The 25,691-nt window shown below is 68.7% G+C and carries 22 protein-coding genes; 10 read left to right on the forward strand and 12 right to left on the reverse strand.

Annotated elements, in window-relative coordinates:
* The 8 genes from AC1VVG_RS15795 (at position 1) to AC1VVG_RS15830 (ending at position 10,224) form a co-directional block, all read left to right on the forward strand.
* Positions 1–1,434 carry an aspartate aminotransferase family protein gene (locus AC1VVG_RS15795; RefSeq protein ID WP_226229404.1) on the forward strand — a complete coding sequence of 478 codons (1,434 nt, stop codon included), beginning with the start codon at positions 1–3 and terminating at the stop codon, positions 1,432–1,434.
* A gap of 61 nt (positions 1,435–1,495) precedes the next feature.
* Positions 1,496–2,611, forward strand: coding sequence for a polyamine ABC transporter substrate-binding protein (locus AC1VVG_RS15800; protein WP_034190333.1), 1,116 nt, complete (start codon positions 1,496–1,498; stop codon positions 2,609–2,611).
* A 188-nt stretch (positions 2,612–2,799) separates the two neighbouring features.
* Positions 2,800–3,954 carry an ABC transporter ATP-binding protein gene (locus tag AC1VVG_RS15805; RefSeq protein ID WP_034190332.1) on the forward strand — a complete coding sequence of 385 codons (1,155 nt, stop codon included), beginning with the start codon at positions 2,800–2,802 and terminating at the stop codon, positions 3,952–3,954.
* A 10-nt stretch (positions 3,955–3,964) separates the two neighbouring features.
* Positions 3,965–4,951 carry an ABC transporter permease subunit gene (locus tag AC1VVG_RS15810; RefSeq protein ID WP_175028865.1) on the forward strand — a complete coding sequence of 329 codons (987 nt, stop codon included), beginning with the start codon at positions 3,965–3,967 and terminating at the stop codon, positions 4,949–4,951.
* On the forward strand, positions 4,948–5,787 hold the full coding sequence (locus AC1VVG_RS15815) for an ABC transporter permease subunit (protein WP_034190330.1): 840 nt from the start codon (positions 4,948–4,950) through the stop codon (positions 5,785–5,787). The genes AC1VVG_RS15810 and AC1VVG_RS15815 overlap by 4 nt, the downstream gene beginning before the upstream one ends.
* A 113-nt stretch (positions 5,788–5,900) precedes the next feature.
* Positions 5,901–7,493 (forward strand): DUF3138 family protein, encoded by a 1,593-nt coding sequence (locus tag AC1VVG_RS15820; protein WP_034190329.1) that lies wholly within the window; start codon positions 5,901–5,903, stop codon positions 7,491–7,493.
* Positions 7,494–7,592: 99 nt separating this feature from the next.
* Entirely contained in the window at positions 7,593–8,897 is a 1,305-nt protein-coding gene (locus AC1VVG_RS15825; protein WP_482835832.1) for an NAD(P)/FAD-dependent oxidoreductase, read from the forward strand.
* Positions 8,898–8,922: 25 nt separating this feature from the next.
* The gene (locus tag AC1VVG_RS15830; RefSeq protein ID WP_034190327.1) at positions 8,923–10,224 is read left to right on the forward strand and encodes an NAD(P)/FAD-dependent oxidoreductase; all 1,302 of its coding nucleotides are present in this window, start codon (positions 8,923–8,925) and stop codon (positions 10,222–10,224) included.
* Positions 10,225–10,305: 81 nt separating this feature from the next.
* Here the strand turns inward: AC1VVG_RS15830 and gor are convergent, their stop codons facing one another.
* From gor to AC1VVG_RS15850, 4 genes are all read right to left on the reverse strand, one after another.
* A complete protein-coding gene (gor, locus tag AC1VVG_RS15835) occupies positions 10,306–11,661 on the reverse strand; it encodes a glutathione-disulfide reductase (protein ID WP_482835833.1) in 1,356 nt (451 codons plus the stop codon).
* Between the two features lie 240 nt (positions 11,662–11,901).
* A complete protein-coding gene (locus tag AC1VVG_RS15840) occupies positions 11,902–12,126 on the reverse strand; it encodes a hypothetical protein (protein ID WP_027788932.1) in 225 nt (74 codons plus the stop codon).
* Positions 12,127–12,500: 374 nt separating this feature from the next.
* A complete protein-coding gene (locus AC1VVG_RS15845) occupies positions 12,501–13,622 on the reverse strand; it encodes a porin (protein WP_034190325.1) in 1,122 nt (373 codons plus the stop codon).
* Positions 13,623–13,937: 315 nt separating this feature from the next.
* Positions 13,938–14,636 carry a YoaK family protein gene (locus tag AC1VVG_RS15850; protein WP_049028231.1) on the reverse strand — a complete coding sequence of 233 codons (699 nt, stop codon included), beginning with the start codon at positions 14,634–14,636 and terminating at the stop codon, positions 13,938–13,940.
* A gap of 307 nt (positions 14,637–14,943) precedes the next feature.
* Between AC1VVG_RS15850 and AC1VVG_RS15855 the strand changes: the two genes are divergently transcribed.
* Positions 14,944–15,282 carry a hypothetical protein gene (locus AC1VVG_RS15855; RefSeq protein WP_482835834.1) on the forward strand — a complete coding sequence of 113 codons (339 nt, stop codon included), beginning with the start codon at positions 14,944–14,946 and terminating at the stop codon, positions 15,280–15,282.
* A gap of 19 nt (positions 15,283–15,301) precedes the next feature.
* Here the strand turns inward: AC1VVG_RS15855 and AC1VVG_RS15860 are convergent, their stop codons facing one another.
* Positions 15,302–15,829, reverse strand: coding sequence for a chromate transporter (locus AC1VVG_RS15860; RefSeq protein ID WP_034190322.1), 528 nt, complete (start codon positions 15,827–15,829; stop codon positions 15,302–15,304).
* Complete coding sequence (locus tag AC1VVG_RS15865) at positions 15,826–16,482, reverse strand: chromate transporter (RefSeq protein ID WP_049028234.1); 657 nt, start codon at positions 16,480–16,482, stop codon at positions 15,826–15,828. The genes AC1VVG_RS15860 and AC1VVG_RS15865 overlap by 4 nt, the downstream gene beginning before the upstream one ends.
* Before the next feature lie 96 nt (positions 16,483–16,578).
* On the opposite strand from AC1VVG_RS15865, the gene AC1VVG_RS15870 reads away from it, so the two are divergent.
* Complete coding sequence (locus AC1VVG_RS15870) at positions 16,579–17,463, forward strand: transcriptional regulator GcvA (protein WP_482835835.1); 885 nt, start codon at positions 16,579–16,581, stop codon at positions 17,461–17,463.
* Between the two features lie 39 nt (positions 17,464–17,502).
* Here AC1VVG_RS15870 and AC1VVG_RS15875 read toward each other — a convergent pair whose 3' ends face one another.
* From AC1VVG_RS15875 to AC1VVG_RS15900, 6 genes are all read right to left on the reverse strand, one after another.
* On the reverse strand, positions 17,503–18,810 hold the full coding sequence (locus AC1VVG_RS15875) for a solute carrier family 23 protein (RefSeq protein ID WP_034190319.1): 1,308 nt from the start codon (positions 18,808–18,810) through the stop codon (positions 17,503–17,505).
* Between the two features lie 260 nt (positions 18,811–19,070).
* Positions 19,071–20,312: a flagellar hook-associated protein FlgL gene (gene flgL, locus AC1VVG_RS15880; protein ID WP_034190318.1), complete on the reverse strand. Its 1,242-nt coding sequence runs from the start codon at positions 20,310–20,312 to the stop codon at positions 19,071–19,073.
* Between the two features lie 22 nt (positions 20,313–20,334).
* Positions 20,335–22,317 (reverse strand): flagellar hook-associated protein FlgK, encoded by a 1,983-nt coding sequence (flgK, locus tag AC1VVG_RS15885; RefSeq protein ID WP_034190317.1) that lies wholly within the window; start codon positions 22,315–22,317, stop codon positions 20,335–20,337.
* A 195-nt stretch (positions 22,318–22,512) separates the two neighbouring features.
* On the reverse strand, positions 22,513–23,268 hold the full coding sequence (locus tag AC1VVG_RS15890; protein WP_034190316.1) for a flagellar brake protein: 756 nt from the start codon (positions 23,266–23,268) through the stop codon (positions 22,513–22,515).
* Between the two features lie 244 nt (positions 23,269–23,512).
* Positions 23,513–24,502: a flagellar assembly peptidoglycan hydrolase FlgJ gene (gene flgJ / locus AC1VVG_RS15895; RefSeq protein ID WP_034190315.1), complete on the reverse strand. Its 990-nt coding sequence runs from the start codon at positions 24,500–24,502 to the stop codon at positions 23,513–23,515.
* A complete protein-coding gene (locus AC1VVG_RS15900; RefSeq protein ID WP_034190346.1) occupies positions 24,503–25,687 on the reverse strand; it encodes a flagellar basal body P-ring protein FlgI in 1,185 nt (394 codons plus the stop codon).
* Between the last annotated feature and the right edge of the window lie 4 nt (positions 25,688–25,691).

Genomic DNA, 25,691 nt, shown 5'->3' on the forward strand with positions numbered 1-25,691 from the left:
ATGACTTACCGCAACGAATCTGCCTGGATCCAGCCGGCCGCGCCGGCCGCCGCGCCGCGCGCGACGCAGGCACGCTCGACCGCCGAATACCGCGCGCTCGACGCCGCGCACCATATCCACCCGTTCTCGGACATGGGCGCGCTGAACCGCGCCGGCAGCCGCGTGATCGTGAAGGCCGACGGCGTCTACCTGTGGGATTCGGACGGCAACAAGGTGATCGACGGGATGGCCGGCCTGTGGTGCGTGAACGTCGGCTACGGCCGCAAGGAACTCGCCGACGCAGCGTATCGCCAGCTGCAGGAACTGCCGTTCTACAACACCTTCTTCAAGACCACGCACCCGCCGGTGATCGAGCTGTCCGCGCTGCTCGCGGAACTGACGCCGGCCGGCTTCAACCACTTCTTCTACTGCAACAGCGGCTCGGAAGGCAACGACACCGTGCTGCGCCTCGTGCACCAGTACTGGCGCGTGCAGGGCAAGCCGCAGAAGAAGTTCGTGATCTCGCGCAAGAACGGCTACCACGGCTCGACCATCGCGGGCGGCACGCTCGGCGGGATGGGCTACATGCACGAGCAGATGCCGTCGAAGGTCGAGCACATCGTGCACATCGACCAGCCGTATTTCTTCGGCGAAGCGCAGCCGGGCGAGACGCCGGAAGCGTTCGGCCTCGCGCGCGCGCAGCAGCTCGAGGCGAAGATCCTCGAACTCGGCGCGGAGAACGTTGCCGCGTTCATCGGCGAGCCGTTCCAGGGCGCGGGCGGCGTGATCTTCCCGCCGTCGACGTACTGGCCGGAAATCCAGCGGATCTGTCGCAAGTACGACATCCTGCTTGTCGCCGACGAGGTGATCGGCGGCTTCGGGCGCACCGGCGAATGGTTCGCGCATCAGCACTTCGGCTTCGAGCCGGACCTGATCACGATGGCCAAGGGCCTCACGTCGGGCTACGTGCCGATGGGGGCGGTCGGCATTCACGAGCGCGTGGCGCGGCCGATCATCGACAACGGCGAATTCAATCACGGCCTCACGTACTCGGGCCATCCGGTCGCGGCGGCCGTCGCGGTCGCGAACCTGAAGCTGCTGCGCGACGAAGGCATCGTCGAGCGCGTGAAGACCGACACGGGCCCGTACTTCCAGGCGCTGATGCGCGAGACCTTCGCGCGTCACCCGATCGTCGGCGAGGTGCATGGTCACGGCCTCGTCGCGAGCCTCCAGCTCGCCGAATCGTCGGCCGATCGCCGCCGCTTCGCGAACGGCGGCGACGTCGGCACGATCTGCCGCGACTTCTGCTTCAACGGCAACCTGATCATGCGCGCGACCGGCGACCGGATGCTGCTGTCGCCGCCGCTCGTGATCACGCGCCAGGAAATCGATGAACTCGTGTCGAAGGCGAAGAAAGCCGTCGATGCAACCGCCCAACAACTGGGTATTTCGTAACGGCTTTGCCTACAGGCGTGCGGCGGGCGCCGCACGCCGCCATAACCAGGGGAATTCCACCATGCGTGCCAGCTTTCTTCGCCAAGCCTGTTCTGTTGCCGCCCTTGCCGCCGCGGCCGCGTTCACGTCGGTCGCCAGCCCGACGGCGCGCGCCGACGAGCTGAATGTCTACAACTGGTCCGACTACATCGCACCGGACACGATCCCGAACTTCCAGAAGCAGACGGGCATCCACGTCAAGTACGACAACTACGACAGCGACGACACGCTTCAGGCGAAGCTGCTGGCCGGCAGCTCGGGCTACGACATCGTCGTGCCGACGTCGAACTACATGGCCAAGCAGATCCAGGCCGGCGTGTACCAGAAGCTCGACAAGTCGAAGATTCCGAACCTCGCGAACCTCGACCCGCTGCTGATGAAGATGATTGCCGACGCCGATCCGGGCAACCAGTACGGCGTGCCCTGGGCCTACGGCACGGACGGCATCGGCTACAACGCTCAGGCGGTGAAGAAGGCGCTCGGCGACAAGGCGCCGGTCGACAGCTGGGCGCTGGTGTTCGACCCGGCCAACATGGAAAAGCTGAAGAGCTGCGGCGTGTCGTTCCTCGACCAGGCCGTCGACGTGTTCGCCGCCACGCTGCAATACATGGGCAAGAACCCGAACAGCACGAACCCCGGCGACTACCAGGCCGCATTCGAAGTCCTGAAGAAAGTCCGCCCGTACATCACCCAGTTCAACTCGTCCGGCTACATCAACGACCTCGCGAACAACGACGTGTGCGTCGTGCTCGGCTGGTCGGGCGACGTCGGCATCGCGCACCGCCGTTCGGCGGAAGCGAAGCGTTCGTACGACATCAAGTTCTCGAACCCGAAGGAAGGCGGCCTGCTGTGGTTCGACGTGATGGTGATCCCGAAGGATGCGCCGCACCCCGAGGCCGCACTGAAGTGGATCAACTACGTGTCCGATCCGAAGGTCAACGCGGCGATCACCAACACGGTGTTCTACCCGACCGCGAACAAGGCGGCGCACCAGTTCGTCACGCCGGCCGTCGCGCAGGATCCGACCGTCTACCCGCCGGAAGACGTGCTGAAGAAGATGGTGCTGATGAAGCCGATGCCGGCCGACATCCTGCGCCTCGAGAACCGTCTGTGGGCCCAGCTGAAGACGGGCCACTGATCGTCATGCATTACGGCGGCGCAGGCATCGCATCACGCCTGCCCGCCTGAGATTCGCGGACCTCCGTCCGCCCGCGCGCGCCGCGCGCACTGTTCCATCCGGCACGAGCCGTTGTCCGCGAGTCGCGTTGCGCGCCTCGTGCGGGGACGCTCACGCCTGCAATCCGTGAAGAACGAATGGTGACTCCCATGCAATCGATACCCTCTTCCGCTGCTGCACGACAGACCCAACCGGCCGCCGCGGCCCGTCCGCAAAACGACGCGTTCGTGCGCATCGAAAACGTCGTGAAGAAGTTCGGCGACAGCACGGCCGTCGACAACGTGAACCTGACGATCGCGAAGAACGAATTGTTCGCACTGCTCGGCAGCTCGGGCTGCGGCAAGTCGACGCTGCTGCGCATGCTCGCCGGGCTGGAAACGGCGACCTCCGGCAAGATCTTCGTCGACGGCGAGGACCTCGCGTCGCTGCCGCCGTACCGCCGCCCGGTCAACATGATGTTCCAGTCGTACGCGCTGTTCCCGCACATGACGGTCGAATCGAACGTCGCGTTCGGCCTGAAGCAGGAAGGCACGCCGAAAAACGAGATCAAGGAGCGCGTGGCCGATGCGCTCGCGCTCGTGCAGATGGGCAAGTACGCGCAGCGCAAGCCGCACCAGCTCTCCGGCGGCCAGCAGCAGCGCGTCGCGCTGGCCCGCTCGCTGGTCAAGCGCCCGAAGCTGCTGCTGCTCGACGAGCCGATGTCCGCGCTCGACAAGAAGATCCGCCAGAAGACCCAGCTCGAACTCGTGAACATCATCGAGAAGGTCGACGTGACCTGCGTGATGGTCACGCACGACCAGGAAGAGGCGATGACGATGGCCAGCCGCCTCGCGGTGATGAGCGAAGGCAAGATCGTGCAGATCGGCGCGCCGGGCGAGGTGTACGAGTTCCCGAACAGCCGCTTCTCGGCCGAATTCATCGGCTCGACCAACCTGTTCGAGGGCCGCGTCGTCGAGGACGAACCCGATCACATCTTCGTCGAGAGCGACGACCTCGAGGCGCGCATGTACGTGAGCCACGGCGTCACGGGCCCGCTCGGCATGCCGGTCGGCATCTCGGTGCGCCCGGAGCGCATCCACGTGTCGCGCGAGAAGCCGGGCTCGAAGCACAACTGGGCGCGCGGCGTCGTGACCGACATCGCGTACATGGGCAGCTACTCGCTGTACCACGTGCGCTTGCCAAGCGGCAAGACGGTCGTGTCGAACCTGTCGAGCTCGCACCTGATGAACGACAACGCGCCGGCGTGGAACGACGACGTGTTCGTGTCGTGGTCGCCGGCCAGCGGCGTCGTGCTGACGCAATGAGGGCGACGCGATGAGAACCTCTGCTTCCACGCCTTCCACGCCGGTGTCGGCCGGCGCCTCGAGCACGGCCGCCGGCCGCTCGCGCCCGGGCCGCTTCGCCGCGCTGTCGCGCTTCCTGCCGTCGGGCCGCAGCGTCGCGATCGGCGTGCCGTTCCTGTGGCTCGCGGTGTTCTTCGCGCTGCCGTTCGTGCTAGTGCTGAAGATCAGCTTCGCCGACCAGGTGATGGGCATTCCGCCGTACACGTCGCTCGTCGAGATCAAGGACGGCGTCGTGCACTTCGCGCTGCAGCTGTCGCACTACGCGTTCCTGCTGCAGGACGACCTGTATATCGCGACCTACCTCAGCTCGCTGAAGATGGCCGCCGTGTCGACGGTGCTGTGCCTGCTGATCGGGTACCCGATGGCGTACTACATCGCGCGCTCGGAGCCGAACCGCCGCAACGTGCTGATGATGGCCGTGATGCTGCCGTTCTGGACGTCGTTCCTGATCCGCGTGTACGCGTGGATCGGGATCCTGAAGGACGACGGCCTCCTGAACCACACGCTGATCGCGCTCGGCATCATCCACACGCCGCTGCGGCTGTACCACAGCGACGCGGGCGTCTACATCGGGATGGTCTATTCGTACCTGCCGTTCATGGTGATGCCGCTGTACGCGCACCTCGTGAAGATGGACCTGACGCTGCTCGAAGCCGCATACGACCTGGGCGCGAAGCCGTGGGTCGCGTTCACGCGGATCACGCTGCCGCTGTCGAAGAACGGGATCATCGCCGGCAGCCTGCTGGTGTTCATCCCGGCGGTGGGCGAGTACGTGATTCCGGAGCTGCTCGGCGGCGCCGACACGCTGATGATCGGCCGCGTGATGTGGGATGAATTCTTCAACAACATGGACTGGCCGATGGCGTCCGCGGTGACGGTCGCGATGGTGCTGCTGTTGCTGGTGCCGATGGCGCTGTTCCAGTACTACCAGGTCAAGGAACTGGAGGAAGCGAAATGATCAAGCCGAGCAAACCGCTGTCGACGGGCGTCCTCGCCTTCGGCTTCCTGTTCCTGTACATCCCGATCATCAGCCTGATCGTGTACTCGTTCAACGAGTCGAAGCTGGTGACGGTGTGGTCGGGCTTCTCGCTGAAGTGGTACGCGGCGCTGCTGGAGGACGACGAGCTGCTGACGGCCGCGTGGCTGTCGCTGAAGATCGGCCTCCTGACGGCGACCGCGTCGGTCGTGATCGGCACGTGGGCGGGCTTCGTGCTCGCGCGCTTCGGCCGCTTCAAGGGCTTCACGCTGTACACGGGGATGATCAACGCGCCGCTGGTGATTCCGGAAGTGATCCAGGGCATCTCGCTGCTGCTGCTGTTCGTGGCGCTGGAGCAGATGTTCGGCTGGCCGAAGGGCCGCGGGATGCTGACGATCTGGATCGGTCACGTGATGCTGTGCGTGTCGTACGTGGCGATCATCGTGCAGTCGCGCGTGAAGGAGATGAACAAGTCGCTGGAAGAAGCGGCGCTCGATCTCGGGGCAACGCCGCTGAAGGTGTTCTTCGTGGTGACGCTGCCGCTGATCTCGCAGGCGCTGCTGTCGGGCTGGCTGCTGTCGTTCACGCTGTCGATCGACGACCTGGTGCTGTCGGCGTTCCTGTCCGGGCCGGGCTCGACGACGCTGCCGCTGGTGGTGTTCTCGCGCGTGCGGCTGGGGCTGAACCCGGAGATGAATGCGCTGGCGACGCTGTTCATCACGGCCGTGACGATCGGCGTGATCGTCGTGAACCGGATGATGATCGCCCGCGAGCGGCGCCGCATGGCCGACCTGAAGGCAGCGTTCGCGGCGGCATGACGGCCCACCCGCTTCGAGGATAACAAGCACGGCAGACAAGCAAGACGCGCTGCCCCAGGGGGGGCGCGCGATTCGATCCCGATTTGACAGGCGCACGACAAGGAGAATCCGCAATGAAGAAGAAACTGATCTGCCTGCTGGTGGCCGGCGCGTTGCCGGGCATCGCGCTGGCCGGTTCCACATCCGCCGAGATCAAGGCGCTGCAGGCGCAGGTCGCAGCACTGCAGAAACAGATGAAGGCGATGCAGGCGCAGCTCGCCGCGAAGCCGGGCGGCACGGCGGTCGCGACTGCCGGCGCGGGTGCAGGCGCCGGCACGGGCGGCGGCGGCAAGGTCGTCGCGGTGGCCGCCGATCCGGGCTCGCCGGATTACGGCAAGGCACAGGCCACGCTGACCAACGACGAGGTCAGCGAAATGAAGCAGCAGATCGCGAACCAGCAGCTGAAGGTCGATTCGCTGACCGACGCGGCCAACACGGGCCCGCTGGCCGGCCTGTCGGTCACGGGCTACATCGACCCGACCTACATCTACAACCGCGCGGCCGGCACGTCGTCGTTCCTGTTCGCGAACCACGAGAACGCGTACAACTACTTCAACAGCACGTTCGGCGATCTCTACCTCGACATCAAGAAGACGTTCGGCGTCGGCCCGATGGCGCCGTCGGCCGAGATCACGCTGATGCCGAACCGCGGCAACGGCATCACGCTGCTGCAGAACTCGCGCGGCTCGATCACCGACAACCTGCTGAACACGGCGGTCGTCAACGTGCCGATCACCGCCACGACGACACTGGTCGCCGGCCTGATCCCGAGCTTCGGCGGCTACGAGGTGCAGCAGTCGAACCAGATGCTCACGCTCACGCACAACCTGCTGTACGATTTCTCCGATCCGGGCAGCTACGTCGGTGTCGGCGCGAACTACACGAAGGGCAACTGGGCGTGGAAGTTCTTCCTCGGCAACGAGCAGTACCGCACGTACGGTTCGGTCACGCAGACGGGCACCAATGCGCTCGGCGATCCGATCACCACCAGCAACAAGGTGCCGACCTTCACCGCGCGCGCGGACTACACGTGGTCGAGCGCGCTCGATATCGGCGGTTCGTTCAACATCGGGCGGCAGACGCTGTCGAGCGCGATCGATGACAACGGCGTCGTCCACTACGGCCCGGGCGGGGCGGCACCGAGCGCATACGGTTCGTTCTTCTTCGGCGAACTCGACGCGACCTACACGCTCGCCGATATTCAGTACAACGCGGAAGTCGACTACGGCCGGCAGCAGCACGCGGCGTTCAACGGCGGGCTCGCGCAGTGGTACGGCCTGTCGCTGCTCGCGCACCGCAAGTTCAACGCGCCGGTGGTCGGCCGCATGGGCGTGACGCTGCGCTACGACCTGCTCGCCAACTCGAAGAACGGCGGCGGCGGCGGCGGCATCGCGCTGAACGGCAACGGGATGGATCCGAGCAACGGCTTCGGCGTCGACGCGGACTGCCTCGCGCAGTCGAAGGCCGGCGGCGGCCTCGGCTTCGAGTGCAAGGGGGCGGTACGCCAGGACGTCGCGCTCGACCTGCTGTTCTATCCGACCCAGCAGATCACCGTGAAGGTCGAATACCGGCACGACTGGGCGAACAACAAGGTGTTCCTGCGCAACGACGGTTCGTACGGCAAGTCCAACGACCTGCTCGCCACGCAGTTCATCTATTCGTTCTGACGCAGCACACGCGGGACGCCGTGCCGCGCGCACGGCGTCCCGCGCCGTTTTCAGGGGTGGCTGCGCGCAGCTTGCCGCCTTTTCGAAGGAGACGTTTTGATGACGCAGTCTTTCACCCGCCGCGCGGATGCGCTCGCGCGCGACTCGTACTACGAAGCAACGGTCGCACGCCCGATGGCGGACGATCCGGTGCTCGAGGACGCGATCGACGTCGACGTGTGCGTGATCGGCGCCGGCTTCGCGGGCCTGTCGACGGCGCTCGATTGCCGCGCGCGCGGGCTGTCCGTCGCCGTGATCGATGCGCACCGGCCCGGCTGGGGCGCGTCGGGCCGCAACGGCGGCCAGGCGATCACGGGCTTCGCGAAGGACGAGGTGATCGAGCGGCAGCTCGGCGCCGACGGCGCGCGTGCCGCGTGGTCGCTGTCGCTCGACGGCGTCGCGCTGATCGCCGAACGGATCGCGCGCTACGGGATCGACTGCGACTTCACGCGCGGCTACCTGACGGTCGCGACGAAACCGCGCCGTATCGACGACCTGCGCGCGTGGATGGAAGCCGCGACGTCGCGATGGGGCCATCCGTCGCTCGCATGGCTCGATACCGGCGAGATCCGCGCACGCATCGCATCGACACGCTACCTGGCCGGCGTGCACGATCCGCTGTCGGGCCACCTGCATCCGCTCAAGTACTGCCTCGGCCTCGCCGACGCGGCGCGCCGCGAAGGCATCGCGCTGCATGCGCACACGCCGGCGCTCGACATCGTGCGCGGTGCGCGGCCCGTCGTGCGCACGCCGTCGGGCGAGGTGCGCTGCCGCTTCGTCGTGGCGTGCTGCAACGCGGGGCCCGGCGGCATTCTCCCGGCCGCGACCGCCGCCCGCATCGCGCCGATCGCGTCGTACATCATCGCGACCGAGCCGCTCGGGCAGACGCGCGCCGACGCGCTGATCGCCCGCCGCGAAGCCGTGTGCGACAACAACTTCTTCCTCGACTACTTCCGGCTGTCGGCAGACCACCGGATGCTGTTCGGCGGCCGCGCGAACTCGGCCGGCGCCTCGCCCGCCGCGCTCGCCGAAGCGATCCGGCAGCGCATGGTCGGCGTGTTCCCGCAGCTCGGCGACGTACGCGTCGACCACGCGTGGGGCGGCTTCGTCGACGTCACGCGCAACCGCGCGCCGGACTTCGGCGCACTCGATCCGAACTTCTTCTACGTCCAGGGCTTCAGCGGCCACGGCGTCGCGCTCACCGGCATCGCCGGACGCGCGATCGCCGGCGCGATCGCGGGCGACACGCATGCGTTCGACCTGTTCGCACGCTTGCGTCACCGGCGCTTTCCCGGCGGCGACGCATGGCGGCAACCCGCGCTCGAACTCGGGATGCTGTACCACCGCGTGCGCGAGCTGTTCTGAACTCCTTTTCTCCGTACTCCCGATCATGCAGACCTTCGCCAACCAGCCGCACGTCGCGTCGTACTACGCGGCAACCGCCAACGATACGACCCGCCACCCGCCGCTCGCCGGCACGATCGACGCCGACGTGTGCGTGATCGGAGCGGGCCTCACGGGCCTCTCCGCCGCGCTCAACCTCGCCGAGCGCGGCCATTCGGTGGCCGTGCTCGAAGCGTCGCGGGTCGGATGGGCGGCGAGCGGCCGCAACGGCGGCCAGCTGATCGGCGGCTTTGCGTGCGACATCGACACGTTCGGCCAGTTCATGCCGGAAAGCGACGTGAAGCGCATCTGGGACATGGGGCTCGAAACGCTGTCGCTCGTGAAGTCGCGTATCGCGCAGCACGACATCGACTGCGCGCTGGTGCCCGGCTACCTGACCGCCGCGAACACCGAGCGCGACGCCGATTCGCTCAAACGCTGGCGCGACGACGCCGCGAAACGCTTCGGCTACGACCGCTTCCACTTCGTCGAAGCCGACGAACTCGGCGACTACGTGCAGTCGGCCCGCTATTGCGGCGGGCTGTACGACCCCGACAGCGGCCACCTGCATCCGCTCAACTACACGCTCGGCCTCGCGCGGGCGGCGACCGGCGCGGGCGTGCGCATCCACGAGGACAGCTGCGTGACGCGCGTGCGCGACGTAGCGGGCGGCCACGTCGTCGAGACGCGCGGCGGCAACGTGCGCGCGCGCTTCGTCGTGCTCGCGTGCAACACCTACGTCGGCACGCTCGCGCCCGCGCTGGCGAGGAAGATCATGCCGGTCGGCACCTACGTGATCGCGACCGAGCCGCTCGGCGAAGCGCGCGCCGCCGCGCTGATGCCTGCCCGCGCGGCGATCTGCGACAGCCGCTTCGTGCTCGACTATTTCCGGCCGGCGCCCGACACGCGGCTCGTGTGGGGCGGCAAGGTCAGCTATTCGACGCGGGAACCGCGCGACCTCGCCGCGGCGATGCGTGCCGACATGCTGAAGACGTTCCCGCAGCTCGCGGACGTGAAGGTCGACTACGCGTGGGGCGGCTTCGTCGACATCACGATGAACCGCGCGCCGCACTTCGGCCGCATCGCGCCGACGATGTACTTCGCGCAGGGGTTTTCGGGGCACGGCGTAAACACGACCGCGCTCGCGGGCAAGCTGATCGCCGAAGCGATCGACGGACAGGCGAGCCGCTTCGACCTGTTCGACAAGATCCGGCATCGCGACTTCCCCGGCGGCGAAGCGCTGCGCACGCCGGCGCTGGTGCTCGCGATGAGCTGGTACCGGCTGCTCGACGCGTTCGGCGTGCATTGAGCGGCATGCGCGCCCGCGACGAACGGCTGCGCGCGAACGTGGCCGGTGCCCACGCGCCGGTATGAATGCGCGCCGGGCCCGCTACTCGGCCACCTTCTGCCGCATCGTCACGAATTCCTCCGCCGCGGTCGGGTGAATGCCGATCGTGTCGTCGAACTGCGCCTTCGTCGCGCCCGCGCGAATCGCGATCGCGATGCCCTGGATGATCTCGCCCGCGTCGCGGCCGACCATGTGCGCGCCGACCACGCGCTGGCTGTCGCGCGCGACGACGAGCTTCATCATCGTGCGCTCGTCGCGCCCCGACAGCGTATGGCGCAGCGCCTTGAACGACGTGCGGTAGACGTCGACCTCGCCGTGCGCGTGACGCGCATCGGCCTCGGTCAGACCGACCGTCGCGACCTCGGGCTGACTGAAGACGGCCGACGGCACGCAGGCATGATCGGCCGCGACGCGCGACCCGCCGAACAGCGTGCGCGCGAGCAGCCCGCCGTCGCGCGTCGCGACCGGCGTGAGCTGCGGCCGCGACGTGACGTCGCCGATCGCGTGGATCGACGGCACCGATGTCGCCGAATACGCATCGACGGCGATCGCGCCGCGCGCGTCGAGCATCACGCCCGCCTGCTCGAGCCCGAGCCCGTCGACGTTCGGCACGCGGCCGGTCGCATAGAGCACCTGGTCGTACGGCCCGTGCCATGCATCGCCGACGCGCACGCTCAACGTGCCGTCGTCCGCGCGTTCGATCGACTCGACCACCGCGCGCGCGTGGATCGCGACGCCCTGCTTCGTCATCTCGTCGGTCAGGAACTGGCGCACGTCGTCGTCGAAGCCGCGCAGGATCTTTTCGCCGCGATAGAACAGGTCGACCTGGCTGCCGAAGCCGTTGAAGATGCCCGCGAACTCGACCGCGATATACCCGCCGCCGACCACCGCGATGCGCGCGGGCAGCGCCGGGAGCGACAGCGCCTCGCGCGACGTGATCGCGTGCTCGATACCGGGACGCGGCGGCAACGACGGACGCGAGCCGGTCGCGATCGCGATGTGGCGCGCACGGAGCGTGCGGCCGCCGATCGTGACGGTATGCGCATCGACGAGCGTCGCGCGGCCCGCGTGCATGTCGACACCCGACTGCGTCAGCAGGTTGATGTAGATGCCGCTGAGCCGGTTGATCTCGCGATCCTTCGCGGCGATCAGCGCGGGCCAGTCGAGCGTGCCGGCGCCGAAGGTCCAGCCGAAGCCCTTCGCGTCCTTGACTTCATGCGGATAGTGCGATGCGTAGACGAGCAGCTTCTTCGGGATGCAGCCGCGCAGCACGCAGGTGCCGCCGATCTGCTCTTCTTCCGCTATGCCGACGCGTGCGCCGTATGACGCGGACATCCGCGCGAGCCTCACGCCGCCGGAGCCGGCGCCGATGACGAACAGGTCGTAGTCGAAATCCATCGCATTGCCTCATCGCAGTTCGGATGAACGGACGATAGCAAGATTCGGGGATGCGTGCGGCGCGCGGCGCCGGGCGCGCGCCCAATAAAAAACGGCGAGAGACGTGGCCTCTCGCCGATCAAACCGGCTGCCGGGTGTGCCATGCGTCACCGATCGACCGCATGCCCGACCCGCCGGCCGCGCGGCACCGGTCCGCCCGGGCGCGCGAAGGGCGCGCCCGCAGCCGGACCGCCGCCATGCTCATGCCTGCGACGTGTCGCTGCCGTCCGTCGCCTGCGTGTCGTCTGCCTGCTGCGGCTGCTCTTCCTTCTTCTCGAGCATGCCTTCGATCGCTTCGGCGCCCTTGAAGCCGGCCACGGCCGCGGCCGCCTTGGTCAGCAGGCCCGCATCCGGATCGAGCTTCTCCGCGCCTTCCACGGCTGCGATTGCGCCGGCGATTTCACCCACGGTGTTCAGGATACCCATCGTCGTCCCCTTCAAGAAAATCGTGAGCGCATCGTCCCACGAAAAAAACCGGCGGACCGCGATTGTCATCGCCGGATACACAAGTTACGCACCTGGCCGGCCGCGCTCGACGCGCGCCACCGGAACGACGCACGCGCGGGCCTGACGGCACGCAACGGGCGATGCACGCAGCGTAGCGGAAAGCCTGCGCGCGTACTGTAAAAGTATGTTCTGGAATGCCGACGGATCGCTTACGGCGCGGGAGTTCGGCAATGGAGCGATTACCGAATAGTCGTGCGCGCGTATGAAGGTCGCGGATCGAAAAAAAAGAGGCGCCTCGCGGCGCCTCTTCGATGCGCGCCGGGCGAATGCCGGCGCATGCGTTCCGACGTTCGTCAGAAGATATTGCGCAGGCCGATCGCGATGCCCGTCTGGTTGCTGCGCCCCGGCAGCTCGACGTTCGCCGCGCCGTTCGTCTTGTTGAAGTCGACGGTGCCGTAGACTTCGGTGCGCTTGCTCAGCGCGTACTCCGCGATGCCGACGATCGCATAGCGGTTGCCGCTCGCGAGCGTGCCGTTCGTGGTCATCGCGTTGCGCATGTGGTCGTAGTAGAACGCGCCCGTCAGCGTCAGCGGTGCGCTGACCTGCCAGCTCACGCCCGCGAATGGACCGTCGTCGATCCGGCCCGTGCCCTTCGCGACCGGAATCGTCTGCTGCGCGAGCAGGCTGTCGACGAAGCCGGTGTCGTCCTTCGAACGCAGGTAGCCCGCGTAGATCTTCGCCTTGCTGAACGCATACACGACGTTCGCGTGGTAGATCGTCTGCTTGCGTGCCGAGTTGTCGCTGTTCTGCTGCGCGCCGGCCGCGATGCTGAGCGGCCCCATCACGTACGACAGCGACACGCCCCACGCATTGCCCTTGCCGAGCGAGCCCGGAATCTGGCCCGAGAAGCCGCCGGCGCCGGTCGATTCGTAGTTGGTGCCCGTCGAGTACATCGCCTTCGCGGTCAGGCCGTCGAACTTGCCGGTGTACTTGATCTGGTTGTCCGCATACAGGCCGCCGCCGAGTGCCACCGGCAGCCATGCGTTTTCGAGGTAGTTGCCGACCGTGAGCGGATCGTAGGTGTCCGACAGCAGGTCGAACAGCGGCGTCTTCTGGCGGCCGAGGGTCACCGTGCCGTACGGGCTCTGCAGGCCGACGTACGCTGCGCGGTTGAACAGGCGGCCGCTGTCGGCGAATGCGCCGTTCTGCAGGTTCACGCCGCTTTCGAGGTTGAACACGGCCTTCAGGCCGCCGCCGAGGTCTTCCGTGCCGTAGATGCCGAAGCGGCTGTTCGTGATCGCGCCGTTGGTCATCGACAGCAGGCCGTCGTTCTTGGCGTTGGCGTTGGTCAGGTAACGGATGCTGGCGTCGGCGACGCCCCAGAGCGTGACCGAGCTTTGCGCGGCCGCGTACTGGCTGGCAAATGCGAGCGCGGCGCCCCCTGCGATGGCTGCGAGTCGGGTGGTCTGCTTCATGAGCTTTCCTGTTTGTTGGAGTCTCCATTCATGGCCGGCCGCGTGCGCAGCCGGGTGGCGATCGCTCGCGTTTTTGGCGCGCGCGATGTGGCCTGAATCATATGACGAGTGCAATCGCTGAAAGAAATTGAAATGCGCGGTAATCGCGGAACTGTCGCCCGCGCACAACGTTACGGGCGTGACGCCTGCCCGGCGGGCGGCGAGCGCCGCGCGGCGGCAACCGGCCGCGAGTTTACGGTGCGTCGGGTTTGTCAGGATCGCGCGACAGGCGCCCCGGAACGGATCGGCGCACGCAAGCGTGCGCCGTGTACGGGGTCACGCCGCCGCCGGCCCGCCGTCGGCCGTATGCCGGCGCCACGCGCGCCGCACGATTTCCGCGAACGCGCCGACGAGCAGCAGCACCGCGCCCCACAGCGCGAGGTCCGGCATGAGCCGCGTCACGAGGCCGCCGGCCACCGCGCCGGCCAGGAAGCAGAAGCTGATCGTCGCGAGCAGCGCCGAGTCGTGCAGCGCGCCCGCGTCGTAGCGCGGGATCAGCCCGACGAACAGCTTCTGCGCGGCGCGCCGCAGGTTGCCGGTCGTCATCACCGACGTGTACGACAGTTCCTCCAGATGGGTGAACGACAGCGTCTGCAGCGTCGCGACGAACGAGATGCCCGGAATCAGCCACGCGCTCGACACGCCGACGAGCCCGCTCGCGGCAATGCCGAGAAACGCGATCTCGACGATCAGGCTCGTGAACGCCGTGTGCCGCATCCAGCCGCGCTGCGCGGCAAGGCCGAGCAGGTGCGCGACGAACACCGCGATCACGAAGCCGACGAGCGGCGGCACGTGATGCAGCGCAGCGGCCCATTCGCCGGCCGACAGGTTGATGCCGAGCAGCGCGACGTTGCCGGTCATCGTGTTCGCGAACACGTGGCCGTGGCCGACGTACGTGTACGCGTCGAGGTAGCCGCCGGACAGCGTGAGCAATGCGGCGACGGTGAGATTGCGGCTGGCGCCGTCGAGATCCATCGATCCTCCCGTGGTGCACGCCGCCCGGCCATGCGCGGCGGGCGGTGCGAAATTCAGTCCTGCCGGCCGGCGCGAACGCCGCCGGCGCCGCGCGGCCGGACCTCGCCCGCGTGCCGCGCGCCAATATGATGCTGGCCGTCGGAGGGCCGATTCCCGGCGCGCATCGCCGCGCGCCGAAGCCTCGAAGCCTCGCGACCGGGCGGGTTGCGTCGCCGGAAGACCGGCCGAGTATACCGGGCCGACTGGCTCCGATCGCGCCACGACTGCCCCCCGAGCGCCGCCCCGCGCCGCTTCACCGAGCCTTCGAATGACACTCGCGAAGTTCTTCCTGCGCCATACCGTGATCCCGTTCGCCGCGATCGTGCTGGTGGCCGTCCGGGCGTTCAACCGCGAATCGGGCGAGATCGATGCGCGCCAGTACGCGGCGCGGGTGGCCGCCTATCCGTCGTTCACACCGAAGCTGAAGCACGAGGTGGCCGACGCGTTGCGCGGCGGCAAGGTCGGCAAGGCCGATTACGGCGCGATCATGCGCGACGCGCTCGACGCGGGTTTCGTGGCCGACTGGCCGGCGGTGACGGACGACGTCGGCAGCGCGCGCGGCCGGCTGCTCGGCCTCGTGAACGGCGACCTGCCGGCGTCGCGCTAGCCGGCCGGCCGCGGGCCGCTCACTGCCCGATGCCCGTGAGGCCGATCAGCGCGCCGCCGGCGAGCAGCCACAGCGGATGGATGCGCGTGCGCCACGCCAGCACCGCGCACGCGGCCGTGATGCCCCACTGGATCGCCGTGCGGTTCGACGCCTCGGAGATCAGCAGCGCGCTCGCCGCGACGAGCCCGGCCGTGACGGGCATCATCCCCTGCTGCACGTAGCGGCGCCACGGCCGGTCGCGAAAGCGCTCCCACGCATGCAGCGCGAGCACGGTGACGATCGACGACGGCCCGAACTTCGCGAGCGACGCGACCAGCAGCCCCGCCCAGCCGGCCACGTGCCAGCCGACCAGCGACACGATCATCATGTTCGGCCCGGGCGCCGCCTGGGCCAGCGCGAACAGCGCGGTGAACTCGTGCGCGCTCATCCAGTGATGCACGTCGACGACCTGCCGCTGCATCTCCGGCAGGATCGTGTTGCCGCCGCCGAATGCGAGCAGCGACAGTTGGCTGAAGATCGTCGCGATGGCGATCAGCGTGTCGTTCATGGCCGGCGCTCCGGTTGCGAGTCGGGCGTGCCCTGCGAATCGTGCGCGCCCCGCGCGGCGGCCGGCGCCGGCTGTGGCGTGCCCGCGTCGCGGCGGCGCGACGCGAGCCACACGCTGACGGGTGTCAGCACGAGCATCGTGGTCAGCAGCGGCAGGCGCACCACCGCGATCGCGACGAACGCCAGCGCCGCGATCGCGGCCGCCGAGCGCGGCGCCCGCAGCAGCGGCTTCGCGACCTTCACGGCCATCGCGACGAGCAGCCCGGCGGCCGCGGCCGCGAGCCCCGCGAACAGGTGCTGCACGTGCGGATCGTTCTGCGTCTTCGCGTACAGCACGCCGAGCGCGACGACGACGAGCGTCGGGCCCGCGATCAGCCCGAGAATGCCGGCGAACGCGCCGGCAACGCCGCGAAAGCGCATGCCGACCGCGACCGACAGGTTGATCACGTTGCCGCCCGGCAGGAACTGGCACAGGCCGAGCAGATCGGTGAATTCATCGGCGGAGAGCCACTTGCGCTCGTCGACGATGGTGCGCCGCGCGAACGGCAACGCGCCGCCGAACGACATCAGGCCGAGCGACAGGAAACCGGTGAACAGCTCGGCGAGGCCGACGCGGCGGGGCGTCGCGGCGGACGGCGGGGAAACGGATTGCATGGTGCTCCTCACTAAACGGTGAACCGAGGTTACCGCCGTTCCGGAGGATGGCAAAACGATTTTATCGGTGCGTCCTTGTGATCTAGAATCACAAGCATGGCACGCGATCTCCCGCCCTTTTCCGCGCTTCGGGCCTTTGAAGCCGCGGCACGACATGAAAGCTTCAGCGCCGCCGGCGACGAGCTGCATGTGACCCATGGTGCCATCAGCCGGCAGATCGCCGGATTCGAGGCGTGGCTCGGCAAGCCGGTGTTCCACCGCTACGGCAAGCGCGTGAAGCTCACCGACGAAGGCCGCCGCTACCTGGACACCGTGCGGGCGGCGTTCGACAGCATCGCGCACGCGACCGAGCAGTTGCGCCATACCGGCGCGGCGCGCGTGCTGCGCATCAACGCGCTGCCGACCTTCGCGATGAAATGGCTGCTGCCGCGCCTGTCGCGGTTCCAGCGCGACGTGCCGAACGTCGAGCTGAAGCTGTCGACGTCGAATGCGCCGCTCGACACGCTGAACGGCTTCGACGTCGCGATCCGCCGCGGCCCCGGCCACTGGCCGACCTGCACGAGCGGCCACTTCCTCGACGAAAGCGTGATCCCGGTCTGCAGCCCGGCGCTGCTCAGGCGCGCGCCGATTACCCGCGCGGACGATCTCGCGCGGCACGTGCTGCTGCATTCGGATACGCGGCCGGAAGGCTGGCGCGACTGGTTCGCGGCGGCCGGCGTGACGATGAAGGGGCGCAAACGGCAGTCGTTCGACCACTTCTACCTGGCGCTGCAGGCCGCCGTCGACGGGCTCGGCGTCGCGCTCGGCCCGCTGCCGCTGATCGACGACGAGCTCGCGAGCGGACGGCTCGTGATGCCGCTGGCCGGGCCGCGCATCGCGACGCGCAGCTACTGGTGGATCACGCCGCACGCGCCGGGCGACGATCCGCTCGTCGCGCAGTTCTGCGCGTGGCTGCAGGCGCAGTCGAATACCGGCGCGTGAAGGCGCGCCGGCGGGCGGCAGCGCGCCGCCCGTCCCCGGTCAGACCACCGGGCCCGGTTCCTTTTCCTTGCGCAGGATCGCGTACAGGATGATCGCGCCGAACGTCGCGGTGCCGATCCCGCCGAGGCCGAAGCCGCCGAACTTCAGCGAGAAGTCGCCGGCGCCGAGCACGAGCGTGACGGCCGCGACGATCAGGTTGCGGTTGTCGGAAAAGTCGACCTTGTTGACGACCCAGATCCGCGCGCCCGTCACCGCGATCAGCCCGAACACGACGATCGACACGCCGCCGAGCACGGGGCCCGGGATCGTCTGGATCACCGCGCCGAATTTCGGCGAGAAGCCGAGCCCGATCGCGATCAGCGCGGCGAGCGCGAACACCAGCGTCGAGTAGATCCGCGTGACGGCCATCACGCCGATGTTCTCCGCGTACGTCGTGACGCCCGTGCCGCCGACGCTGCCCGACACGATCGTCGCGAGGCCGTCGCCGATGAACGCGCGACCGACGTAGCGGTCGAGGTTATGCCCCGTCATCGCGCTGACGGCCTTGATGTGGCCGAGGTTCTCGGCGACGAGGATCACCGCGATCGGCGCGAGCATCAGCATCGCGTGCGGGTCGAACACCGGGGCGCGGAAGGCCGGCACGCCGAACCACGCGGCCTGCCCGACGATCGAGAAGTCGATCGGCTTGCCGAGGCCCATCCCGTTGGTCGCGATCGCATAGATCGCGTAGGCAATCGCGAGCCCGACGAGGATCAGCAGGCGCTGCATCATCCCGCGCGCGAACACCGCGACGCCGCCGACGCACAGCACCGTGACGAGCGCCATCACCGAATCGAAGGTCGACGCCGAGACGCCCTTGACCGCGATCGGCGCGAGGTTCAGCCCGATCACCGCGACCACCGCGCCGGTCACGACCGGCGGCATCAGCGTCTCGATCCAGCGCGTGCCGATCGCCTGCACCAGCGCGCCAAGCGCGACGTAGACGACGCCGCACGCGACGATCCCGCCGAGCGCGACCGGAATGTTCGGGTTCGGGCCGCTGCCGCCGTAGCCCGTCACCGCGATCACGAGGCCGATGAACGCGAAGCTCGAGCCGAGGTAGCTCGGCACGCGGCCGCCGACCAGCACGAAGAACAGCAGCGTGCCGATGCCCGACATGAAGATGCACAGATTCGGGTCGAAGCCCATCAGCAGCGGCGCGAGCACGGTCGAGCCGAACATCGCGACCACGTGCTGCACGCCCATCGCGATCATCTGCGGCCACGCCAGGCGTTCGTCGGGGCCGACCACGCGCGATGCCGCGCCGGTCGATTGGACCCGCCAGCGCGGGAAGTAGGAATCGGACATGGGGAAAGGGCTCCTGTCGGTCGCCGGCTGCCTGGGATGCGCCGGTCTGGAATCTGGCGCGAGTTTACGGAGCGGAGATGGGGCTGGCAAGCGCGCCGGCACGCGCGGCTGACGGGCGCGGGACGGGGTGTCCCGCCCGCGCGGACCGGTGCGCGGCCGCGCGGCCCGGCGAAGCGGCCGCCCGCGCGGGGCACGCGGGCGGCGGAGGGCGCCGGCACGGACGTAAGCGTGCGCTCACATCGCCGCCGGCGCGCGGTGCATCAGGGGTTGATGTACTGGAACAGCGACATGTTCTGCAGTTGCACGTAGGCCTTCTGCGCGCCGGTCAGCGCGTTCTGCACCTGCAGGTACTGGCTGATCGTCGTGACCATGTTGGTGCTGGTCAGGTCCGACAGGTTGCTGGTCGTCTGCAGCGACGCCGTCTGGTTGACGGCCTGCATTGCCTTGACTTCCTGCTCGCGGCCGCCGACCGATGCCTGGATCGTCGTGACGTTGCGCATCGTGTTGCCGAGCTTGGTCGAGCCGGTCATCAGCGCATTCTTCAGCGCCGCGCCCGCCACCGCATTCGCCGTCACGGGCGTCTTCAGCGCCGAGATCATCGCGTCGAGCGTCGAGAACACGTCGGAGCCGCCGCTCGCCTGCGGCGCGGGCGAGACCGCGAACGTGTCGCCGGCGGCCGGCGTGCCCGATACGGCCACCGTCATCCCGCCGCCGAGCGAGATCGCCGAGCCCGCCGAATAGGCCTGCGCCGGCGTGGTGGTCGGCGGGCTGGCCGAATTGTCGGTCACCGTGTAGGTCGGCGCGGCGGCCGTGCCGCCGAACGTGATCGAGAACTGATGGCCGTTCGTCGCGATCGACGGGTTCGTCACCGTGACCGCGCCGATCGTGCCGGTGCCCGTGTTGCCCGCGCCGGCCGACGGCACCGGCGAGCTGCCGATCGCCGGCACCGACATGAAGACGGCCGCGCCCGTGTCGCCCTGCGCCACGGTGCTCGAATCGGCGATCTGCACCTGGCGCGTCCCCGTGTCGCCGACATAGGTGACGCTGCCGCTCGGCGTCGTCGAAAACGGCGCCGCCGAATTCTTCGTGCCGGCGAACAGGTAGTTGCCCGCGCCGTCGTTGGTGTTCGCGAGCGTCATCAACTGGTCGCGGTAACCCTGCAGCTGCGTCGCGAGCGCCGAGCGGTCGCTGTCGGACAACGAACCGTCGCCGGCGCGCACGAGCAGCGTCTGCGCGCTCGTCAGCACGCTGCTCACGCTCTGCAGCGTCTGGTCCTCGGCCTGCAGCGACGCGAGCGCGGTGTTCTGGTTGGTCGCGTACTGCGACAGCGTCGCCGACGTCATCGACAGCTGCACGGCCTGCGCCGCGCCGGCCGGGTTGTCGGCCGCCGTCTGCAGGCTCACGCCGCTCGAGATCTGCTGATACAGCTGCGCGAGCTGGGCCTGCTGATCGTTCATTTGGGAAACGTTCAGCTGGAAGAACTGGGCGCTGGAAATCCGCATCGCTTCTATTCCTCGAATCCGGTCAGTTGAACAGGCCGAGCACGGTCTGGAACAGCGTCGCCGCCGTCTGGATCACCTTCGCGTTCGCCTGGTAGAGCTGCTGGTACTGCATCAGGTTGGCCGCTTCCTCGTTCTGGTTCACGCCCGACACCGACTGCTGCGCCTCGGTGATCTGGCCGATCAGCCCGGTCTGCGCGGCGCTCGACGATTTCAGCTGGGTCGTCGTGTTGCCGATGCCGTTCACGTAGCTCGCATATGCGCCCGTGAGCGTCGTCGTGCCGTTGCCGAGCGCCTTCGCGTTGACCAGCTTCGACAGCGCGAGCGCGTTGGAGCCGTCGCTGGTGCCGCCCGCGTACGGCCCGATCGTGAACGAGTCGCCGGTCGCCGGTGCGCCGGACAGCGTGACGCTCACGCCGTTGAGCGCGCCCGCGGCCGTCCCCGACATCGTCAGCGTCGCGCCGGCCGCCGGGTCGTACGGGACGGTGTCCGTCGGGTTGTTGATCGTGACCGACGTCGGCGGCGTGGTGCCGATCGTCACCGTGGTGCCGACCGGGAAGCCCGTCAGCGTCTTCGCCGTCGCGTCGTAGGTCAGCTTGGTCGTCGGCACCTGGTAGCCCGCGGTCACGCCGCCGAGCGTGATCTTGCCGGTGCCGGTGTTGGTGCTCGCCGCCGACGTGACGGCCGGCGACGCGGCCGCGATCGCCGACGCGCTCGTCGTCGCGAGGCCGAAGCCGTTCAACGCGCCGCGCGTCGGCAGCACGGTGAACTTGTCGCCGGCGTTCATCGCGCCGGACGGGGTCGAGAAATTCAGCCCGCCGAGCGAGACCGGCATCGGCCCCGCCTTCTGGTCGACCACCGCGCCGCTCGCGCGGTCGGTCAGCGTGTAGTTCGTGCCGTCGAACGAGAGCGTGTAGTCGCTCGTCGTCGGCTGCGACGCGTTCGCGAACGATACGGACAACGACGCGTTGCCGGTATTGCCCTGGTTCGAGTACACGGTCGGCGACGGCATCGTGAACAGGTTGCCGCCCGGGTTGCCCGACAGGTCGATGCCGAGCGCGTTCTGCGCGTTGACCTGCGCGGCGAAGCTGGTCGCGATCGCGCCGAGCTGGGCCTGCGCGGGATCGAGCGTCTGGCTGCGGAACGCGAGCAGGCCGCCGAGCGTGCCGCCCGACAGCGACGAATCGGGCAGCGCCTGGTTCGGCCCCTGCGGGTTCGCGCCGGCGATCCCCTGCGACACGACGGTCAGCTCGCTCGGATCGGACGACGACGTGACGGCCGCGAGCTGGTAGCTCTTGTCGGCGACGACGAGCGGCTGGCCGCCCGACAGGAACACGCTGTAGCCGCTGTCGTTGCGCACGACCTGGATGCCGGCGAGGCCCGACAGGTTCGACACCGCGAGGTCGCGCTGGTCCATCAGCTGGTTCGGCGGCTGCCCCTGGCTGCTCGCCGCCGCGATCTGCTGGTTCAGCTGCGCGATCTGCGCGGTGTACGTGTTGATCTGCGACACGGTGCTGGTGAGCTGCGTGTTCACGCTCTGGCGCAGCGCGTCGTACTGCTGGCCGGCCGCGTTGATCTGGTTGGCCAGCGTCTGCGCGTTGCTGATCGCGGTCTGGCGCACCGACGGGTCGGACGCGTTGTTCGCGACGTTCTGCAGCCCGGTGAAGTAGCTCGTGATCCCGGTCGAGATCCCCGCCGTCGGGCTGCCGATGTAGTTGTTCAGCTGCGCGACGAGCGTGTACCACGTCGACAGCGCGCCGCCCTGCGTCTGCGCGGTGTTCAGCTGGTCGCTCAGGTACTGGCTGTACTGGCGCTGCACGGTGACGGTGCTCACGCCTTGCGGCATGTAGCCGCTGCCCGTGTACTGGCCGCTCGTTTCGGCATAGACCGGCCGCTCGACCGAATAGCCGGGCGTCGCGGCGTTGCTGATGTTGTTGCCGGTCGTCGTGAGGCCCCAGAGCGCGGCATTCAGGCCGCTGACGCCGAGGTTCATGAGTGTGTTGGACATGCGCGATCCTGATGAGCCGGCCGCGCTGCGGCCGCCGGGTTGCGTGACTCCCGGTATAACGGCCGCCGATCGAAAAAATTGAGGAAAAAATGCACGCGCGACGCGCGCGTGCGCGTCGCCGGTCGAAGCGTCCGGCGGGCAGGGCCGGCGGCGGGTCGCGGGGCGCGCCGGGCAAGGCCGGCGGGCGCGGGCACGTCAGGCCCGCGCGAGCGAGCGGCGCTTCATTTCGAGCTGCGTGATCAGCCGTTGCAGCGTGTTTTCCGCGCTGCCCGGCAGCGACATGTAGCGAAAGCCGAGCTGGTAGCGCCGCGACCCGTTCGGCATCTGCGTCGAGCGCTGCGACACCAGCTGCAGGTCGAGCGACAGCTTGCCGTGGCCGGTCAGCTCGAGCTCGACGTCCGGCAGCAGCGTGCCGACCTCGAGCGCCTCGACGCGTTCGTCGGCCGTGCGCAGCCCCACGCCGCCGAGCGACAGGTTATGCACCTCGAACAGGAAGCTCTCGCCGTCCGGCAGCTTGCCGCGGCACAGGAACGGATCGACGATCGGCGCGTCGACGCGGAAATATTCGCGGCGCTGGATGCAGACCAGCACGTCGGGGAAATCGGCGACGAACGCGGGCAGCCCCTCGAAGCGCGTCTCGCGCGGCGTGCCCGTGGTGAATTCGACGCGCACGCCTTCCGGCGAGGCCGCGAACGTGCAATGCGACGCGCCGAGGATGCCGGCGTTCTGCTCGGACAGCGCACCCCAGTCGAACGTGAACGTCCGCGCACCGACGTCGACCTCGAGCAGGCGCGTGACGAGCTGGCCGCCCGGGTACTGGACGGTCAGGAAATCGCCGCGGTTCACGAGGTTGCGCAGCTGCACGCCGATTTCCAGCGGATTGCGGCGGGCATAGTCGGGCCCGGAGTGGCCTGCATCCAGGCTGGGGTCCGTCGACGTTTCGATATTCATGGCTAGCCGGTCTTTCTTGTCATGAGCGCCCGGACAACCGGTGCGCAGTAAAACCGGGCCAGATCACGAGCCCGGTCACAGGTCTCTCACACTTAGCGGCAGTGCTGACCGAAAGTTTAGATCGAATTGGCGAATTTTTTCGCGCAAACGTTGAAACCGCGCGCGGCGAGTTGCCGGGCGCGGTCCGAAAGGGGCGAGCGGAGGGCGGCGGGCGCCCGTTTCCGGCGCAACCGGGCGCGGGCCGTCAGCCGATCTGCTGCATGATCGAGATCAGCTTTTTCGCGTAGTTCGGGTCGGTCGCGTAGCCCGCCTTCTGCATCCCGTGCGCGAAGCCTTCGACGCTGCGGCTCGCGCTGAGCACGCCCGAGTAGCGCGGGTTGTTCTTCAGCAGGTTCGCGTAGTCGGTCATCGCGTGCTCGTACGAGTCGTACGCCCGGAACTTCGCGACCACGCGGCGCGGCGTGCCGTTCACGTATTCGGTCGTCAGCGCCGACACCGTGCGGCCCGTCCAGCTCTTGTTCGCCTTGATGCCGAACACGTTGTAGCTGGTCGAGCCGTCGGCCGCGCGGATCTCGCGCTTGCCCCAGCCCGACTCGAGCGCGGCCTGGCCGACGATGAAGCGCGCCGGGATGCCGGTCGTCGCGCTGGCCGCCTGCGCGGGGCCCGCGAGCCGGTCGACGAACGCGTCGGCGTCCTGCACGCCGCTCGCGCCCTTCAGCGGCGGCGTCAGCGCGCTGCCGGCCGAATAGCCGCGCGCGCCGGCGAGCCCGCCGTTGTTCGCCGCGTTCGCATAAGCCTTCGCCATCGCGTTCATCGCGGCGAGGCTGCCTTCGTTGCCGGCCGTGCCGAAGCCGGCCGCCCCCAGGCCGCCCGCGCCGGCGCCCACGTCGGCCGCCGTGTCGCTGCCGGCACCGGCGCCGGCGTTGCGCAGCAGCTGCTTCATCAGCGCGTCGGCGACGCCCATCCCGCGCGTCGACATCTGCTGCGCGAGCTGCTGGTCGAGCATCGACGTGTACATCTTCGACGTATGCGAATCGAACAGGCCGCCGTCCGGCGACGCGTCGCGCATGCTCTTGAGCATCATCTGCGTGAACATCGCGTCGAACTGGCCCGCGACCGCCTTCGCGCCGGCCTGCGGCGACTGCCTCGCCTGCGCGCGCAGCGCATCGAAACCCTGCACGTCGAGCGCGAAGCGCTGCGTGAGGTCGTTCGCGTTCGGAAGGTTCGCCGCCATTTAGATGACCTCCAGGTCGGCGCGCAACGCGCCGGCCGCCTTCATCGCCTGCAGGATCGACATCAGGTCCGCGGGCGTCGCGCCGAGCGTGTTCAGCGCCTTCACGACGTCGGCGAGGTTCGCGCCGGCCGTCACCATCTTCAGCGCGCCGTTGTCCTGCTTCAGCTGGATCTGCGACTGCTGCGCCACCACGGTCTGCCCGTTCGAGAACGGCCCCGGCTGCGACACGACCGGCTGCGTATTGACGACGACCGACAGGTTGCCGTGCGCGACCGCGCAGCTCTGCAGCGTGACCATCTGGTTCATCACGATCGAGCCGGTGCGCGCGTTCAGGATCACCTTCGCCGCGGCCTTGTCCGGGCTCACGTCGAGGTTCTGCAGCCGCGCCATGAACGCGACCTGCTGCGCCGAATCCGCCGGCGCCGCGAGCTGGATCGTGCGGCCGTCGAGCGCCGTCGCGGTGCCCGGGCCGAAGCTCGAGTTGACCGCAGACACGATCCGCTGCGCGGTGCCGTAGTCCATGTCGTTCAGCTGCAGCTGCAGCACGCCGTTCATCTGCGCGATCGCGTTCGGCACCGCGCGTTCGACGATCGCGCCGCCGACGATCCGGCCGGCCGCGAGCTGGTTCACCTGCACGCGGCTGCCGTTCGCGCTGGCGCCCGCGCCGCCGACCGCCATGTTGCCCTGCGCGAGCGCGTACACCTGCCCGTCCGCGCCCTTCAGCGGCGTGAGCAGCAGCGTGCCGCCGCGCAGGCTCTTCGCGTTGCCGAGCGACGATACCGTCACGTCGAGCGCCTCGCCCGGCCGCGCGAACGGCGGCAGCGTGGCCGTCACCATCACGGCCGCGACGTTCTTCAGCTGCATGTTGTTCAGCGACGACGGGCCGCCGTTCGCCGAACCGTTGTTGATCGAGATGCCGAGGTTCGCGAGCATGTTCGCGAGCGTCTGCGTCGTGAACGGCGTCTGCATCGTCTGGTCGCCCGTGCCGTCGAGGCCGACGACGAGGCCATAGCCGATCAGCGGGTTGTCGCGCACGCCCTGGATCTGCGCGAGGTCCTTCAGGCGTTCCGCCTGCGCGGGCGCCGCGCCGAACACGCAGGCCGCGGCCACGGCCGCGAACGCGACGGCGAGCCGCGCGGCGGCTTGCACGCGGGCCGACAGGCGGCGGATCGGGGTCGTCTGCATCGTC

This window comes from Burkholderia sp. L-4, from assembly GCF_056856535.1.

What these genes read in the sequence shown, in the direction of transcription:
- AC1VVG_RS15795 (WP_226229404.1), top strand. Translation starts at nt 1, where the DNA reads ATGACTTACCGCAACGAATCTGCCTGGATCCAGCCGGCCGCGCCGGCC.
- AC1VVG_RS15800 (WP_034190333.1), top strand. Translation starts at nt 1,496, where the DNA reads ATGCGTGCCAGCTTTCTTCGCCAAGCCTGTTCTGTTGCCGCCCTTGCC.
- AC1VVG_RS15805 (WP_034190332.1), top strand. Translation starts at nt 2,800, where the DNA reads ATGCAATCGATACCCTCTTCCGCTGCTGCACGACAGACCCAACCGGCC.
- AC1VVG_RS15810 (WP_175028865.1), top strand. Translation starts at nt 3,965, where the DNA reads ATGAGAACCTCTGCTTCCACGCCTTCCACGCCGGTGTCGGCCGGCGCC.
- AC1VVG_RS15815 (WP_034190330.1), top strand. Translation starts at nt 4,948, where the DNA reads ATGATCAAGCCGAGCAAACCGCTGTCGACGGGCGTCCTCGCCTTCGGC.
- AC1VVG_RS15820 (WP_034190329.1), top strand. Translation starts at nt 5,901, where the DNA reads ATGAAGAAGAAACTGATCTGCCTGCTGGTGGCCGGCGCGTTGCCGGGC.
- AC1VVG_RS15825 (WP_482835832.1), top strand. Translation starts at nt 7,593, where the DNA reads ATGACGCAGTCTTTCACCCGCCGCGCGGATGCGCTCGCGCGCGACTCG.
- AC1VVG_RS15830 (WP_034190327.1), top strand. Translation starts at nt 8,923, where the DNA reads ATGCAGACCTTCGCCAACCAGCCGCACGTCGCGTCGTACTACGCGGCA.
- gor (WP_482835833.1), bottom strand. Translation starts at nt 11,661, where the DNA reads ATGGATTTCGACTACGACCTGTTCGTCATCGGCGCCGGCTCCGGCGGC.
- AC1VVG_RS15840 (WP_027788932.1), bottom strand. Translation starts at nt 12,126, where the DNA reads ATGGGTATCCTGAACACCGTGGGTGAAATCGCCGGCGCAATCGCAGCC.
- AC1VVG_RS15845 (WP_034190325.1), bottom strand. Translation starts at nt 13,622, where the DNA reads ATGAAGCAGACCACCCGACTCGCAGCCATCGCAGGGGGCGCCGCGCTC.
- AC1VVG_RS15850 (WP_049028231.1), bottom strand. Translation starts at nt 14,636, where the DNA reads ATGGATCTCGACGGCGCCAGCCGCAATCTCACCGTCGCCGCATTGCTC.
- AC1VVG_RS15855 (WP_482835834.1), top strand. Translation starts at nt 14,944, where the DNA reads ATGACACTCGCGAAGTTCTTCCTGCGCCATACCGTGATCCCGTTCGCC.
- AC1VVG_RS15860 (WP_034190322.1), bottom strand. Translation starts at nt 15,829, where the DNA reads ATGAACGACACGCTGATCGCCATCGCGACGATCTTCAGCCAACTGTCG.
- AC1VVG_RS15865 (WP_049028234.1), bottom strand. Translation starts at nt 16,482, where the DNA reads ATGCAATCCGTTTCCCCGCCGTCCGCCGCGACGCCCCGCCGCGTCGGC.
- AC1VVG_RS15870 (WP_482835835.1), top strand. Translation starts at nt 16,579, where the DNA reads ATGGCACGCGATCTCCCGCCCTTTTCCGCGCTTCGGGCCTTTGAAGCC.
- AC1VVG_RS15875 (WP_034190319.1), bottom strand. Translation starts at nt 18,810, where the DNA reads ATGTCCGATTCCTACTTCCCGCGCTGGCGGGTCCAATCGACCGGCGCG.
- flgL (WP_034190318.1), bottom strand. Translation starts at nt 20,312, where the DNA reads ATGCGGATTTCCAGCGCCCAGTTCTTCCAGCTGAACGTTTCCCAAATG.
- flgK (WP_034190317.1), bottom strand. Translation starts at nt 22,317, where the DNA reads ATGTCCAACACACTCATGAACCTCGGCGTCAGCGGCCTGAATGCCGCG.
- AC1VVG_RS15890 (WP_034190316.1), bottom strand. Translation starts at nt 23,268, where the DNA reads ATGAATATCGAAACGTCGACGGACCCCAGCCTGGATGCAGGCCACTCC.
- flgJ (WP_034190315.1), bottom strand. Translation starts at nt 24,502, where the DNA reads ATGGCGGCGAACCTTCCGAACGCGAACGACCTCACGCAGCGCTTCGCG.
- AC1VVG_RS15900 (WP_034190346.1), bottom strand. Translation starts at nt 25,687, where the DNA reads ATGCAGACGACCCCGATCCGCCGCCTGTCGGCCCGCGTGCAAGCCGCC.